Genomic DNA, 13233 nt, shown 5'->3' on the forward strand with positions numbered 1-13233 from the left:
GGTCATTCGAGGACCGTGACCGGATCGCCGATCCGCACCGTGCCGCGGGACTCCGGCACCAGGTTCTGTCCGAAGACGAGCTGGGAGCCGAAGCGGCGGTGACGTCCGAGCGTGCGCAGCGGCTCCTTGCCGCGCTGGGCGGTGTCCTGGTCGGTGGTGGTCACGACGCAGCGGCCGCACATCTTGGGCACCCGGAAGACGACCTCGCCGATGGCGATCCGCCGCCAGCCGTCCTCGGCCCATGCCGTCGTGCCCGCCACCACCACGTTCGGCCGGAAACGGTTCATCGGGAGGGGGCCCTCGTCGGCGCGGTCGCCCTGCGCGATCAAGGAGTTGAGCGCGTCCAGCGAGGCGAGCGTGGTCACCAGCAGGGGATAGCCGTCGGCGAAGCTGACGGTCTCGCCCGGACGCGCGTAGTCCGGGTCCACCGGCCTGCGTGTGGCGGGGTCGTCCATGTGCAGGAGACGGACCTCGGTCCCCAGATAGTCACTGCACCAGGCGTGCGCGTCCGCGTCGGCGAGGACCGCCTCCACCTTGTCGCCGAAGAGATCCAGCGGCGTCGTGCCGGCCGGCCGGGGCACGAGGACGGTCAGCGGCTCACGGCCGGGCGCGGACAGGCGTATGCCACCGCCGGGCAGCAGCTCGGCGGCGGCCAGTGCCAGCCGTGGTTGCTGACGCTGGGTGACGACCTTTCCCCCGTCGTCGATCAGTACCCAGCGTCGGTCTCCGGCCAGCCCCCAGGGCTCCACGACGGCCTCCCGGGGCGAGAGAGCCCGGAAGGCCTTGACCGGATGGACATGGATCGAGTGCAGCTCCGCGTTCCCCATGACTCCATGGTGCCAGCGGGCACCGACATTCCGGTCCGAATGCCGCGGTGCCCGCGTACCTCAGCCCCTCAGTACCCGCGGTACTGCTGGTTGTTGTACGGGTCCTGGTACGGAGCCGGGGCGGGGCGGGGAGCCGCGGGGCGCATCGCCTCGTAGCCGGTGCCGGCCGCCATCGGGCGCTGCGGCTGCTGCTGGGGTCCCGGGTAGCCACGCGGGGCGCCGGCCTGCTGCGGGATGTACGGCGCCGGGGCCTGCTGCAGCGGGGCGGGCTGCTGGGCCTGCGGGTAGCCGCCGTACATGGGGGCCTGGTGCGAAGGTCCGGCGGGCAGGGCGGGAAGTGCCGAGGGGAGTGCGGGAAGGTAGCTGCTGCCCGTGTCGTAGGCGGCGGGAACCCGGATCGGGGCGATCTGGGGAGTGCCCCGCTCAGCGACCAGGGAGTCGTAGATCGGGGTGTCCGGGAAGGACGGCGCGGAGTAGTAACCGCCGCCATAGGTGGAGCGGGGGGAGGTCATGGCACATAAGTTAAGCCCACGATGTGCTGGTTGGGGAGACCGATAAGAGGGTTGTTTTCCGTGTCGGCAGTGACGCGGGATCCCCAATGCGAGCGAACTCGGCAAAAAAGGGCGTCAAACAGGGTTCAGATCGTGTAAAGGCCGAGTTCCGAGGGGGTTACCGGTGGTTGGCCAGCAGTCTTCGAGGCACCTCGTGCGATCTTCCGGAGCACCTCACGGGAGTTCTCCGCCTTGGGGGAATACGTTGGTCGGGAAAGGGCCCGGGGTACGGCCCGAGGCGCGGCCTGGCGCGGTGACACGTGATGGGGGCGGACATGACAATGCCTAAAGGTTCGAATGTTCCTGTGCCGACGCGTGCGTTGCGCGTCGAAATGGGGTGGCGTTCGGGGCCCGGGGTTCCCGACGCGGATGCTTCCGCGCTGCTGCTGGTCTCCGGAAAGGTCCGCTCCGACGGCGACTTCGTGTTCTACAACCAGCCGGCACACCCCTCCGGCGCCGTGCGGCACGAGGGCAAGCGGGGCGACGGCGGTCAGGTGACCGACACACTGCTCGTCGACCTCGCGCGCGTGGAGGGCGCGATCGAGACCGTGGTGCTGGCCGCCTCCGCGGACGGCGGCACCTTCGGGCAGGTGCCCGGTCTGTACATCCGGGTGCTCGACGCGGGGCAGGGCACGGAGATCGCGCGCTTCGACAGCAAGGACGCGACCGTCGAGACCGCCTTCGTGCTCGGTGAGTTCTACCGGCGCCAGGGTGCCTGGAAGTTCCGCGCGGTCGGACAGGGCTACGGCAGCGGACTGGAAGGGCTGGCGAAGGACTACGGAATCACGGTGGACGAGCCGCAGCACGCGCCGCCGACCCCGCCTCCCCCCGCACCGACCGCCGCCGCGCCGATCGCTCCCCTACCGCCTGCCCCCGCACCGCCCGGCCCCACACCTTCCGCCGCCATGCCGCCCGCGCCCGGTACACGGGTGGCCGGTCCGCCGCCGGTGAGCATGTCCCCGCCCGTCGCACCGCCCGTCACCGCACCGCCGGTCACCGTCTCGCCCCCCGCCATGGCTCCGCCGCCCGCCCGGAGCGGGGCCCCGGTCCGCCTCTCCAAGGTCACGCTCACCAAGGAGGCGCCCTCGGTCTCGCTGACCAAGCAGGGCGGCACGTCCGGCGCCATGCGTGTGAACCTCAACTGGGAGGTGCGCAAGCAGTTCTCGGGGTGGGGCAGCAAGCGGGGCCGGGCCGTCGCGGCGCACAGGGACCTCGACCTCGACCTCTGCGCCCTGTACGAACTGTCCGACGGCCGCAAGGGAGTCGTCCAGGCGCTCGGCAACGCCTTCGGGGCGCTGCACCAGCCGCCGTACATCCACCTCGACGGCGACGACCGCACCGGTGCCGTGGCGAGCGGCGAGAACCTCACCGTCAACCTCGACCACAAGCAGAGTTTCCGGCGCATCCTCATCTTCGTCACCATCTACGAAGGGGCACGTTCGTTCGCCGACCTGCATGCCACGGTCACCCTGCAACCGCTGAACGGCGCCCCCGTCGACTTCTCGCTCGACGAGTGCACCGTGCCCTCGACGGTCTGCGCCCTCGCCCTCATCACCAACAACGGCGGCGACCTGATCGTCCAGCGTGAAGCCCGCTACCTCGTCCCCGAGCGCGGCGTGAGCCCGCAGCGCACGGTGGACCGCGTCTACGGGTGGGGCATGAACTGGACCCCCGGCAGGAAGTGACCAACAGGTGGTGACCCGCAGGAAACGAGCGGGAAAGTGACCGGTCAGCGCTCGTCGAGCGCGGTGTCCGGGCGCGCGTAGGTGCGGCCCTTCCAGGCCGCGCCGCGCCCCCTGTAGTGCTGCACCGCGGAATCGACCGTCATGAGGAGGTACAGGAACGCGGTCACCGGCAGTGACGCGGCGAGCCACACGGGCTGCCGGTAGTAGCGCAGCATCGGCAGATACGTCGCCGTCATCAGCAGCCACGCGAGCCCGCCGGCCGCCGCGATCCCCGAATGCCCGGAGAAGAGACCCGTGAAGAGGGCGGCCGGCGGCACCAGGTACACCACGGCGAGGCCGAGGACCGTACCGAGGAGCAGCACCGGATTGTGCCGCAGCTGGGCGTACGCGCTGCGTGAGACCATGCGCCACAGGTCGTGCAGCCGGGGATAGGGACGCACGCTGTCGACCCGTTCGGCCAGCCCCAGCCAGATGTGACCTCCGTCGCCCTTGACCGCCCTCGCGAGCGCCACGTCGTCGATGACGGCGTGCCGGATGGCGTCCGGGATCCGCGCCCGCTCGGCGGCGTCGGCGCGCAGCAGTACGCAGCCGCCCGCCGCGGCCGCCGTCCGTGAGCCCTTCACCGCGATCCACCGGAAGGGATAGAGCTGTGCGAAGAAGTAGACGAAGGCGGGGACGACGAGCCGCTCCCACACGCTCTCCACCCGCAGCCGGGCCATCTGCGAGACCAGGTCGAAGCCGCCGGTGCGCGCCGCGGCGACCAGCGTCCGCAGGCTGTCCGGCGCGTGCGCGATGTCCGCGTCCGTCAGCAGCAGGTATGCGGGGCCACGCGCGTGTGCCAGGCCGATACCGTGACGCACGGCCCAGAGCTTTCCGGTCCAGCCCGCGGGCGGCTCCCCGGGCGAGCCGACGGTGAGCGGCAGCCCGCCGTGCGTGCGGGCGAGCTCACGGGCCAGTTCCCCGGTGCCGTCCGAGCTACCGTCGTCGACGAGGAAGATCTCGGCGCGCCCCGGATAGTCCTGGGCGAGCAGCGAGGGCAGGCTCTCGGGCAGTACGGCGGCCTCGTCGCGTGCCGGTACCACGACGCAGACGGACGGCCAGTCGTCCGGTTCCCGACGCGGCGGCAGCCGCAGATCCGTACGCCAGAAGAAGCCCTGGCCGAGCAGCAGCCACAGCCAGGCGGCCAGTGATCCCACGGCGGTCCACGCGACGGCACTCACCCGTCGCAGTCTGCCCCACCCCGGGGGTCCGCCGGGGCGGATCGTCTATGGTGACCGGGTGAAGATCGCGCTCATGGACTCCGGAATCGGACTGCTCGCCGCTGCCGCCGTGGTACGTCGACTGCGGCCCGACGCCGACATCGTGCTCTCCTCGGACCCCGGCAGCATGCCCTGGGGACCGCGTACGCCCGAGGACGTGACCGCCCGCGCGCTCGCCGTCGCCGAGGCCGCCGCGCAGTACCGTCCCGAGGCCCTGATCGTCGCCTGCAACACCGCCTCCGTACGCGCCCTTCCGGCGCTGCGCGCCCGTCTGGAGCCGGAGGTGCCCGTCATCGGCACCGTCCCGGCGATCAAGCCGGCCGCGGCCGGTGGGGGACCCGTCGCGATCTGGGCCACGCCCTCCACCACCGGCAGCCCCTATCAGCGCGGGCTCATCGGCGAGTTCGCCGGGGGAGTGTCCGTGACCGAAGTGGCCTGCCCCGGGCTGGCCGACGCCGTGGAGCACGGTGACCAGGAGGGCATCGACGCCGCGATCGCCGTGGCGGCCGAGCGCACGCCCCGCGATGTAAGGGCCGTGGTCCTTGGCTGCACCCATTACGAGCTGGTCGCCGAACGCATCCGTACGGCCGTGCAGCAGCCCGGCCTCCCGCCGCTCGCGCTGCATGGCTCCGCCGGGGCCGTCGCCGCGCAGGCACTGCGCAGGATCGGCGAGCGCCCGGACCCGACGGCCCCCGCCGAGGGCTCCCTCACCGTGCTCCTCAGCGGCAGCGAGGGTGGCCTGTCGGCGACCGCGCTGGCGTACGAGGAAGGCCGCCTTCTTCAGGCGGTCAGCCCCGCCCGCTGACCGTGTCGCCGGGCGGAGGCCTCCGAAAGGCGACCGTCCGTCACCGCCTGAACGCCCCGCGTGCGCTGCGCGTCCACCCGGAGCAGTGACCCTCCGCGACCCGGTGCCCGCGGTGCGGAACCTGAGTAGTCTCTTAAACATGAGGTACCACCTCCACCGCGAAAACTTCTCGCACCCCGATGTCTGGACCGGGAGTGCGACCAATCGCGTCCAGTGGCTGCCCGCCATAGGCGGGGCCGCCTGCATCGCGCTGGGTGTCGAACTGGCCGTCGACTCGACGTGGACGTCGGGTGTCGCGGCACTGGCCATGTCCGTCGTCGGGTGCATCGCGGCGGGACTGCTCATCATGTTCGGCACCCTCGCCTTCGTGCATGTCGCCGTGAAGGTCGACAAGGACTGCCTCGAAGTGCGCTGCGGCCACATCGGTCTGCCCCGCCGACGTATTCCGCTCTCGAGCGTCGTCGGCGCCGACTTCGCCCCCCGGGTCACCCCGCGGCAGTGGGGCGGCTGGGGCTACCGCTGGCGTCCCGACAAGGGCACCGCGGTCATCGTCCGGCGCGGCGAGGGTGTGGTGCTCCAGCTCGGTGACGGACACACGTTCACCATCACGGTGGACAACGCGGAGGCGATGGTCCGGATCATCCGGGACCGGCTGCGGCCGGCCACGCCCGGCGCGGTCATCTGACCGTCGCGGAGTTCACGGCTCCAGCAGGTTCCTCGGGGTTCGGTCTCCCGCGTCCAGGGCGCTCTCCAGGTCCTCGTCGGCCAGGGGCCGTGCCGTCGCGAGCCCCGCGAGCAGCCCCGCACCCGCCGTCACCGTGGTGAAGCTCAGCGCGTTGCCCAGCGAGGCGATCACGGCCAGAGCCGTGAGGGCCGCGCCCGCCGTCAGCGCGATCGTCGTGGACCGCGGCGAACGCCACAGCGAATAGAGGACCCAGCAGAAGACCGCGGCGAGCAGCGCGACGCCGACCAGACCCTGCTCGGCCGCCTGCTGCCACGGTGCCGAGTGGGGCTTGCCGTCGGGCAGCAGCGACTGCGTGACCGTCGGACTGAGTTCCCCGTACCGCCCGGGCCCCACGCCGAAGGCGGGATGGTGTCCGGTCAGGTGGAGCGCGTCGCGCCAGAGCAGGACCCGGTGCTCGGTGAGCTGGCCCTCCAGGGCGGCGGTCAGACCGTCCGGAAGCACGTTCTCCGCGACCGCCCAGGTGGCGCCCGTCACCAGCGCCGCGGCGAGTGCGAGACCCCCGAGCCCGAGGGCGCGGCGGCGCATGCGGTCGGCGGCGAGCGAGCACAGCAGCACTCCGGCGCCGGCGGCGCATCCGGTGGTCGAGCCGAGCACCGCCGCGCTCACCACGATCCCGACGGCGAGCAGACTCGGCGCGATCCGCTGCGCCGGCCTGCGGGCCGCCCAGGCCGCACAGCACGCCGCACCGGTGGACAGCGCGAGCAGCGCGGCTGTGGCACCGCCGTGCCCGAGTGGCGTCGTGACCTGCGGGCCCGGGGTGGCGTGCGCGGCGGTGAGCGCGAGGCCCAGTCCGGCGAGAGCCCCGGCACACGGCGCCGCGACCGGCAGGAGTGCGCCGAGGATCCGGCCCGAGGCGTATCCGGCGGCCACGGCGAGCACGGCCAGGAGCACCCCCTCGGGCCGCCCGTCGTGCGCCGTCGCCGTGATCAGGGCCCACGCCGCGCAGGCCCCGAGCACGATCACACCCATGGCGTCCGAAACGTTTCGTCTCTCGCCTTCGGCCGCCGAACCGGCCGCGGACCTCATCCCCGTGGACCCCACCCCGTCGCCCCCCGACCTGTGCCGGGCCCCGACCGCCACGGCCGCATCCGGCCGCACGTCAGAGGCTGGGCACACCGTAACGGCTGATGCGCCGGTTTGTGGATGAGTTGCGCAGGAACGGTTCATCGGGCGGGCATGCGACGGTCTGCGGAGCGTGCGGACCACCCCCGGGCGCCGGGAGGTTCATGGTGCGGACCGTGCTGTCGGCGCCCAGGTCACGCGCCGTACACTCCCCGGGTGACCGCCACCGCAACTTCCGTAGACGAGCCGGATCAGCTCGAACCCCAGGCCGCGCCCGCATCCCGCGGGGCCAGACTGGCTCGGCGATACGCTCCGGCTGCCGCCGCGGCGCTCTCCGGAGTGCTGCTCTACGTCAGTTTCCCGCCGCGCACCGTCTCGTGGCTGGCCCTGCCGGCCTTCGCGGTCTTCGGTTGGCTTCTGCGCGGTCGCTCCTGGAAGGCGGGCCTCGGGCTCGGCTATCTGTTCGGCCTCGGCTTCCTGCTGCCGCTGCTCGTGTGGACCGGTGTCGAGGTCGGCCCCGGCCCGTGGCTGGCACTCGTCGCCGTGGAAGCGGTGTACGTGGCGCTCGTCGGCGCGGGCATCACCCTCGTCTCCCGGCTGCCCGGATGGCCGCTGTGGGCGGCGGCGGTCTGGATCGCGGGCGAGGCGGCACGCGCGCGTGCGCCGTTCGGCGGCTTCCCCTGGGGCAAGATCGCCTTCGGCCAGGCGGACGGCATGTTCCTCCCGCTGGCCGCGGTGGGCGGCACCCCGGTGCTCGGTTTCGCGGTCGTGCTCTGCGGCTTCGGGCTGTACGAGGTCGTTCGTCAGGTCGTCGAGGGCCGGCGCACCGGCGTCGTACGCCGAGGGGCCGCCGCGGCGGCGCTGCTCAGCGTGGCCGTCCCCGTCGTCGGGGCGCTCGCGGCGCGGTCGCTGGTGAGCGACAAGGCCGAGAACGGCACGGCGACCGTCGCCGTCATCCAGGGCAATGTGCCGCGCGCGGGGCTCGACTTCAACTCCCAGCGGCGCGCTGTGCTCGACTACCACGCACGGGAGACCGAGCGGCTGGCCGCCGAGGTCAAGGCGGGCAAGGTCGCCCGGCCCGACTTCGTGCTGTGGCCGGAGAACTCCTCCGACGTCGACCCCTTCACCAGCGCCGACGCCCGCCTCGTGATCGACGACGCCGCCAAGGCCATCGGCGCGCCCATCTCGGTCGGTGGCGTCGTCGAGCGCGACGGCAAGCTCTACAACGAGCAGATCCTGTGGGACCCGGTCAAGGGCCCCCTCGACACGTACGACAAGCGACAGGTCCAGCCCTTCGGCGAGTACCTTCCGCTGCGTTCACTGCTCGGCGCGATCAACAAGAACTGGACCTCGATGGTCCGCCAGGACTTCAGCCGGGGCCACAAGCCGGGCGTGTTCACCATGGACGGCTCCCGAGTCGGACTGGTCACCTGCTACGAGGCCGCCTTCGACTGGGCCGTGCGCAGCACCGTGACCGACGGCGCGCAGCTGATCTCGGTGCCGAGCAACAACGCGACCTTCGACCGCAGCGAGATGACCTATCAGCAGCTCGCCATGTCCCGCGTCCGCGCCGTCGAGCACAGCCGTACCGTCACGGTGCCGGTGACCAGCGGCGTCAGCGCCGTGATCATGCCGGACGGGAGGATCACCCAGCGGACCGGGATGTTCGTGGCGGACTCGCTGGTCCAGAAGGTGCCGCTGCGCTCCTCCGAGACCCCCGCCACGCGGCTCGGCATCCTGCCGGAGATGCTGCTGGTGGCGGTCGCGGTGGGCGGTCTCGGCTGGGCGGGTACGGCGATGGTCCGCGGGCGCCGGAAGGGCGCCGTTCCGGGCGATCCCGCGTGACCTCGGCCGGATGACGGAATCCGGCCGTTAGGGTCGGTCCATGGCTACCCCTGACTTCATCCGCACCATCCGGGCCTCGGCCGGCCACCAGCTGCTCTGGCTCCCCGGAGTCACCGCCATCGTCTTCGACGACGAGGGCAGAGTGCTCCTGGGCCGGCGCACCGACACCCGGAAGTGGTCGATCATCGGCGGCATTCCGGACCCGGGCGAGCAGCCCGCGGCCTGCGCCGTGCGCGAGGTGTTCGAGGAGACCAACGTGCGCTGCGTCGTCGAGCGCGTGGTGCTGGTCCAGGCCCTGGAGCCGGTCACCTACGAGAACGGCGACACCTGCCAGTACATGGACACCACGTTCCGGTGCCGGGCCGTCGGCGGCGAGGCGAGGGTCAACGACGACGAGTCGCTGGACGTCGGCTGGTTCGCCGTCGACGCGTTGCCCGAGCTGAACGAGTTCGGGATGTTCCGGATCAAGCAGGCCCTGTCGGACGCGCCCACGTGGTTCGACCCCACGACCTGAGCACGGGCACACCGGGGACCGGACGGCTCGTGGCCGGGTTCTCTGGCCAGGCGATGTCCGCAAGGATGATGGAGGATGGATCGCGGAGCCCCCCACAGGGCCCTCACCAAAGAACGAGGTGAGGACATGAACTGTTACGACTGCCCCGGCACTCCCGGTCCCGCGGTCGCCGTATGCATCCGCTGCGGCGCGGCGCTGTGTCGCACGCATGTGCACGAAAGCCACCCGCCGACCCAGGACATCACCGGAACCGGCCGGGCCATCCACGAGAAGCCGGCCCGCCACATCACCTGCGGATCCTGCCGCGCGGCGGAGACGAGCTGACTTCGGCAGCGCACCGGCCGCGCCCCACGGTGTGAGCCGCGGCGTCCGTCCCCCGACCTGAACGTCACCTGAACAGCCACCGCCCCCAGGCATCCCGGTGGGCCGTTCCGCCCTCTCTCTGCGCGAACGGCGAGTACACCGGGAAGGTACGTCCATGGTCAGCACCACCGCAGCGATCATCGCGTCGGCCCAGCGGACGGGCGGGCGGCTGCTCGCCCGTCCGGGGACGTCCGGCCGCAGTCCGGTGGGGGGCCCGGCCCACGCCAGACCCGCGCTGCCGGCGATCCTCGCGATGGCGGCCCTGCTGTTCACCTGGGACATCCAGCACAGTGGCTACCACGCGTTCTACGCGCAGACCGCGCGCAGCATGTCCGAGAGCTGGCAGGGCTTCCTGTTCGGCTCCTTCGACCCCGGCAACTCGATCACGATCGACAAACTGCCCGGCTTCCTGTGGCCCCAGGCGCTGTCCGCGCGGATCTTCGGATTCCACCCGTGGGCGCTCACCCTGCCCCAGGTCATCGAGGGCGTGCTCAGCGTCGCCGTCCTGTACCGCGCCGTGCGCCGCTGGGCGGGGGAGAGCGCGGGCCTGCTCGCGGCGGGCGCGTTCGCACTCACCCCGGCGGTCGCGGGGCTCTTCCGCACACAGGCCGAGGATCCCGCGTTCACCCTGCTCGTCCTGCTGGCCGCCGACGCCACGCTGCGCGCGGCCCGCGAGGCCCGGCTGCGCCCGCTGCTCGCGGCGGGGATGTGGGTCGGCCTCGGTTTCCAGGCCAAGATGCTGGAGGCCTGGGCGGTACTCCCGGCGCTCGGCCTGCTGTACGTGTTCTCGGCGCCGGCGGTGCTGCGCCGCCGCCTGGGCCACCTGGCCGCCGCCGGCGCGGTGTGTCTGGTGGTCTCGGCCTCGTGGGTGCTGCTGGTGACGCTGACCCCGGCCAAGGACCGTCCGTACGTGGACGGTACGACGGACAACTCGGCCGTCAGCCAGGTCGTCGGATACAACTTCCTCACCCGTTTCTCCAGCCTCGGCATCGATGCCAAGGACACCGGAAGCGTGGCGGCACAGACCATGGCGGGCACCGCCCCCACGGAGCCCGGGCACGGACACGCCGCCACGCAGTGGGCCAAGATGGTCGGCCCGTCGCTGGCCTCGCAGGTCGGCTGGCTGTACCCGGCGGCCGCGCTCGCCGCGGTGTGCGGCCCGGTGTGGCTGCGCGGCAGGCCGCGCACAGACCCGCTGCGGGCGGGCTTCCTGCTCTGGGGGGTCTGGCTGGCCACGTACTTCCTGGTCTTCAGCGCCGGAGCGGTCGGCGGCCACACGTATTACATGGGTGTCGTGGCCGTACCGCTGGCCGCGCTCTTCGGCGCCGGGACCGTGCAGTTCTGGCGTGCCTGGCGCAACGGGAGCGGGGCACGGACGTGGGCGCTGCCCGTCGCGGTGGTGACCACGGTGACCTGGTCAGCGGTGATCGCGGGGCAGTACCCGACGTTCCTGCCGTGGCTGGCCCCGGCCGCGATCATCCTCGGAGCAGGCGCGCTGGCGCTGCTGGCACTGTCCCGTAGCGATGGTGCCGAAGGGGCGCGACGGCGCACCGCGGTACTGGGCCTCGGCCTGGCCGTCGCGGCGATGCTGGGGCCCTCCGCGGCCTGGGCCGCCTCGGTCCTGGACCCCGCGTACGGGCACTCCGGCATGGGCTCCGCCGGGCCGGTGTCCACATGGCACCACCACAACGCGCGACAACGGACCTTCTCCGCACAGCCCGCCGCCCGGAACGCGGGCGACAGGGCCCCCAAGTCCACCGACGGACTCGACGAGGACCAGCAGCGGCTCCTGGCCTACACCCGGGCCCACCAGGACGGAGCCACCTACCTCTTCGCGACGACCAGTTGGCGGTCCGCCGCCGCGTACATCCTCTACGCGGGCGCCAAGGTGCTTCCCATGGGCGGATTCACCGGGGCCGCGCCCACGCCCACGGGCGCCCAGTTCCGTCACCTCGTCGCCACCGGCCGGCTGCGCTACGTCGTCCTCGGCGGCGCGGTGACCGTCCCGGGCCGGACCAACGCCGCGTGGGTGCGCGCCCATTGCGCACGCGTACCGCTCCCGATGGCACGCCTCTACCGCTGCTCGCCCCGTTCTGCCGCCGTACTCCCTTGACGCGGTCCCTCCGTCAGTCGCGGCCGGTGCCCCGGTAGAGGTCCAGCTCGCCCTCCAGCTCGACGGCGAGGACGGTGGCGTACTCGTCGAGGTCGGCCGCGGCGGGCGCGTCGATCCAGGTCACACCGGGGACGGCGTCGAGGCCGCCGGTGACGTGGTGGCCCAGTTCGGTGCCGGTGCCCAGGACCCTGACGCGCTTGACCTCGTTGCGCAGACCGCGCAGCGAGACGTTGTCACGGGGGGCGTCGAAGCAGACCAGGTACAGCGTGCGCCGGTCGGCGGAGAGGGTGCTGGGACCGTAGTGGTGCCCGGCGGGCAGCCCGGCGACCGTCCCGTACACCGCGTCGGTGTGCCGTCCGATCCAGGCGCCGAGCCCCTCCAGGCGTTCGATCTGCTCCTCGGGGATGGTCCCGTCCTCGCGGGGCCCGGCGCCGAGCAGCAGGTTGCCGCCCATGCCGATCGTCTCGGTGAAGTAGCGCACCAGCTGGCGCACCGACTTGAAGTCGCGGTCCTGCGGCCGGTAGCTCCACGAGTCGTTGATCGTCAGGCACAGCTCCCACGGGCCCTCCGGGGCCTGCAGCGGGGTGCCCTGCTCAGGGGTGGCGTAGTCGCCGTGGCTGAGCATCCGCGCGTTGAGGACGGCGTCGGGGTTGCCCGCGAGGATCAGCTCGGCGAGTTCGTCCATCCGCCACTGCTCCTCGGTGCGCTCCCACTCGCCATCGAACCAGAGCAGGTCGGGGCGGAAGCGGTCCATCAACTCGCCGACCTGGCCGTCGCGGTAGGCGAGGTAGCGCTCCCAGGCGGCCGGGTCCTCCTTGCCGGGCTCGGCGTGCGAGTAGGGACTCGGCGGTTCGCCCGGCCTCACGTGCCGGATGCTGGGGTAGTCGGGGTGGTTCCAGTCGGAGTGCGAGTAGTAGAGCCCGACCTTCAGCCCCCGCTCGCGCAGCGCGTCGACGAAACCCGTGACCAGGTCCCGGCCGGCCGGGGTGTCCCGGACGACGTCGAGATTGCGGTGGCCGGTGTCCCAGAGGGCGACGCCGTCGTGGTGCTTGGTGGTGAGGACCGCGTACCGGGCGCCGATGCGGGCGAACAGCTCGGCCCAGGCGTCCGGATCGTACTTCGACGCGGTGAAGCCTTCGAGCTGTTTCATGTACTGCTCGTGGGTCATCTCGCCCGTGTAGAACGACCAGGACTCGGCCGCTCCGCCCACGGCGTAGACACCGTAGTGGATGAAGACGCCCAGCTTGGCGTCGGGAAACCAGGGTTGCATCGGCATGCGCCCACGGTAGGCGGCGGGGCCCGCGGGGCGCGTGGGCCCCGGTCACCATCACTGGTTCGTTTTCACCATGGCCATCGCCTCGAAGCCTCGGCCGACGGGGGGAAAGGCGCTCTCGTCGCTCCCCAGGGCGGGCGCGTCGACACTTCAACCGGCGTACGGATTCTCGTACTTGGCGTTATCCGGCG

At 72.2% G+C, this 13233-nt stretch carries 12 protein-coding genes; 7 read left to right on the forward strand and 5 right to left on the reverse strand.

What is annotated here, in order from left to right; genetic code table 11:
• Positions 1–2 precede the first annotated feature (2 nt).
• Together ACZ7M2_RS26120 and ACZ7M2_RS26125 are read right to left on the reverse strand one after the other, a co-directional pair.
• The gene (locus ACZ7M2_RS26120) at positions 3–827 is read right to left on the reverse strand and encodes an MOSC domain-containing protein (RefSeq protein ID WP_471597298.1); all 825 of its coding nucleotides are present in this window, start codon (positions 825–827) and stop codon (positions 3–5) included.
• Positions 828–895: 68 nt separating this feature from the next.
• A complete protein-coding gene (locus ACZ7M2_RS26125) occupies positions 896–1339 on the reverse strand; it encodes a DUF6643 family protein (protein WP_067373139.1) in 444 nt (147 codons plus the stop codon).
• Between the two features lie 302 nt (positions 1340–1641).
• Here ACZ7M2_RS26125 and ACZ7M2_RS26130 point away from each other — a divergent pair, with 302 nt between their 5' ends.
• The gene (locus ACZ7M2_RS26130; protein ID WP_471597299.1) at positions 1642–3063 is read left to right on the forward strand and encodes a TerD family protein; all 1422 of its coding nucleotides are present in this window, start codon (positions 1642–1644) and stop codon (positions 3061–3063) included.
• Between the two features lie 44 nt (positions 3064–3107).
• Here the strand turns inward: ACZ7M2_RS26130 and ACZ7M2_RS26135 are convergent, their stop codons facing one another.
• Positions 3108–4283 carry a glycosyltransferase gene (locus ACZ7M2_RS26135; RefSeq protein WP_471597300.1) on the reverse strand — a complete coding sequence of 392 codons (1176 nt, stop codon included), beginning with the start codon at positions 4281–4283 and terminating at the stop codon, positions 3108–3110.
• A gap of 58 nt (positions 4284–4341) precedes the next feature.
• Between ACZ7M2_RS26135 and ACZ7M2_RS26140 the strand changes: the two genes are divergently transcribed.
• Together ACZ7M2_RS26140 and ACZ7M2_RS26145 are read left to right on the forward strand one after the other, a co-directional pair.
• On the forward strand, positions 4342–5127 hold the full coding sequence (locus ACZ7M2_RS26140) for a glutamate racemase (protein WP_471597301.1): 786 nt from the start codon (positions 4342–4344) through the stop codon (positions 5125–5127).
• Between the two features lie 139 nt (positions 5128–5266).
• Positions 5267–5812, forward strand: a complete 546-nt coding sequence (locus ACZ7M2_RS26145) for a hypothetical protein (RefSeq protein ID WP_352045466.1) — start codon at positions 5267–5269, stop codon at positions 5810–5812.
• Positions 5813–5824: 12 nt separating this feature from the next.
• Here the strand turns inward: ACZ7M2_RS26145 and ACZ7M2_RS26150 are convergent, their stop codons facing one another.
• A complete protein-coding gene (locus tag ACZ7M2_RS26150; RefSeq protein WP_471597302.1) occupies positions 5825–6841 on the reverse strand; it encodes an O-antigen ligase family protein in 1017 nt (338 codons plus the stop codon).
• A 309-nt stretch (positions 6842–7150) separates the two neighbouring features.
• Between ACZ7M2_RS26150 and lnt the strand changes: the two genes are divergently transcribed.
• From lnt to ACZ7M2_RS26170, 4 genes are all read left to right on the forward strand, one after another.
• A complete protein-coding gene (lnt, locus tag ACZ7M2_RS26155; protein ID WP_471597303.1) occupies positions 7151–8779 on the forward strand; it encodes an apolipoprotein N-acyltransferase in 1629 nt (542 codons plus the stop codon).
• A gap of 40 nt (positions 8780–8819) precedes the next feature.
• Positions 8820–9293, forward strand: coding sequence for an NUDIX hydrolase (locus ACZ7M2_RS26160; RefSeq protein WP_403686549.1), 474 nt, complete (start codon positions 8820–8822; stop codon positions 9291–9293).
• 126 nt (positions 9294–9419) lie between these two features.
• Entirely contained in the window at positions 9420–9617 is a 198-nt protein-coding gene (locus ACZ7M2_RS26165) for a DUF2180 family protein (protein WP_352045462.1), read from the forward strand.
• Between the two features lie 154 nt (positions 9618–9771).
• Entirely contained in the window at positions 9772–11769 is a 1998-nt protein-coding gene (locus tag ACZ7M2_RS26170) for an ArnT family glycosyltransferase (protein ID WP_471597304.1), read from the forward strand.
• A 13-nt stretch (positions 11770–11782) separates the two neighbouring features.
• Here the strand turns inward: ACZ7M2_RS26170 and ACZ7M2_RS26175 are convergent, their stop codons facing one another.
• On the reverse strand, positions 11783–13045 hold the full coding sequence (locus ACZ7M2_RS26175; protein ID WP_471597305.1) for an alpha-L-fucosidase: 1263 nt from the start codon (positions 13043–13045) through the stop codon (positions 11783–11785).
• Between the last annotated feature and the right edge of the window lie 188 nt (positions 13046–13233).

Source organism: Streptomyces sp. NPDC111507 (genome assembly GCF_055638955.1).

What these genes read in the sequence shown, in the direction of transcription:
- ACZ7M2_RS26120 (WP_471597298.1), bottom strand. Translation starts at nt 827, where the DNA reads ATGGGGAACGCGGAGCTGCACTCGATCCATGTCCATCCGGTCAAGGCC.
- ACZ7M2_RS26145 (WP_352045466.1), top strand. Translation starts at nt 5,267, where the DNA reads ATGAGGTACCACCTCCACCGCGAAAACTTCTCGCACCCCGATGTCTGG.
- ACZ7M2_RS26175 (WP_471597305.1), bottom strand. Translation starts at nt 13,045, where the DNA reads ATGCCGATGCAACCCTGGTTTCCCGACGCCAAGCTGGGCGTCTTCATC.
- ACZ7M2_RS26160 (WP_403686549.1), top strand. Translation starts at nt 8,820, where the DNA reads ATGGCTACCCCTGACTTCATCCGCACCATCCGGGCCTCGGCCGGCCAC.
- ACZ7M2_RS26170 (WP_471597304.1), top strand. Translation starts at nt 9,772, where the DNA reads ATGGTCAGCACCACCGCAGCGATCATCGCGTCGGCCCAGCGGACGGGC.
- ACZ7M2_RS26165 (WP_352045462.1), top strand. Translation starts at nt 9,420, where the DNA reads ATGAACTGTTACGACTGCCCCGGCACTCCCGGTCCCGCGGTCGCCGTA.
- ACZ7M2_RS26130 (WP_471597299.1), top strand. Translation starts at nt 1,642, where the DNA reads ATGGGGGCGGACATGACAATGCCTAAAGGTTCGAATGTTCCTGTGCCG.
- ACZ7M2_RS26150 (WP_471597302.1), bottom strand. Translation starts at nt 6,841, where the DNA reads ATGGGTGTGATCGTGCTCGGGGCCTGCGCGGCGTGGGCCCTGATCACG.
- ACZ7M2_RS26125 (WP_067373139.1), bottom strand. Translation starts at nt 1,339, where the DNA reads ATGACCTCCCCCCGCTCCACCTATGGCGGCGGTTACTACTCCGCGCCG.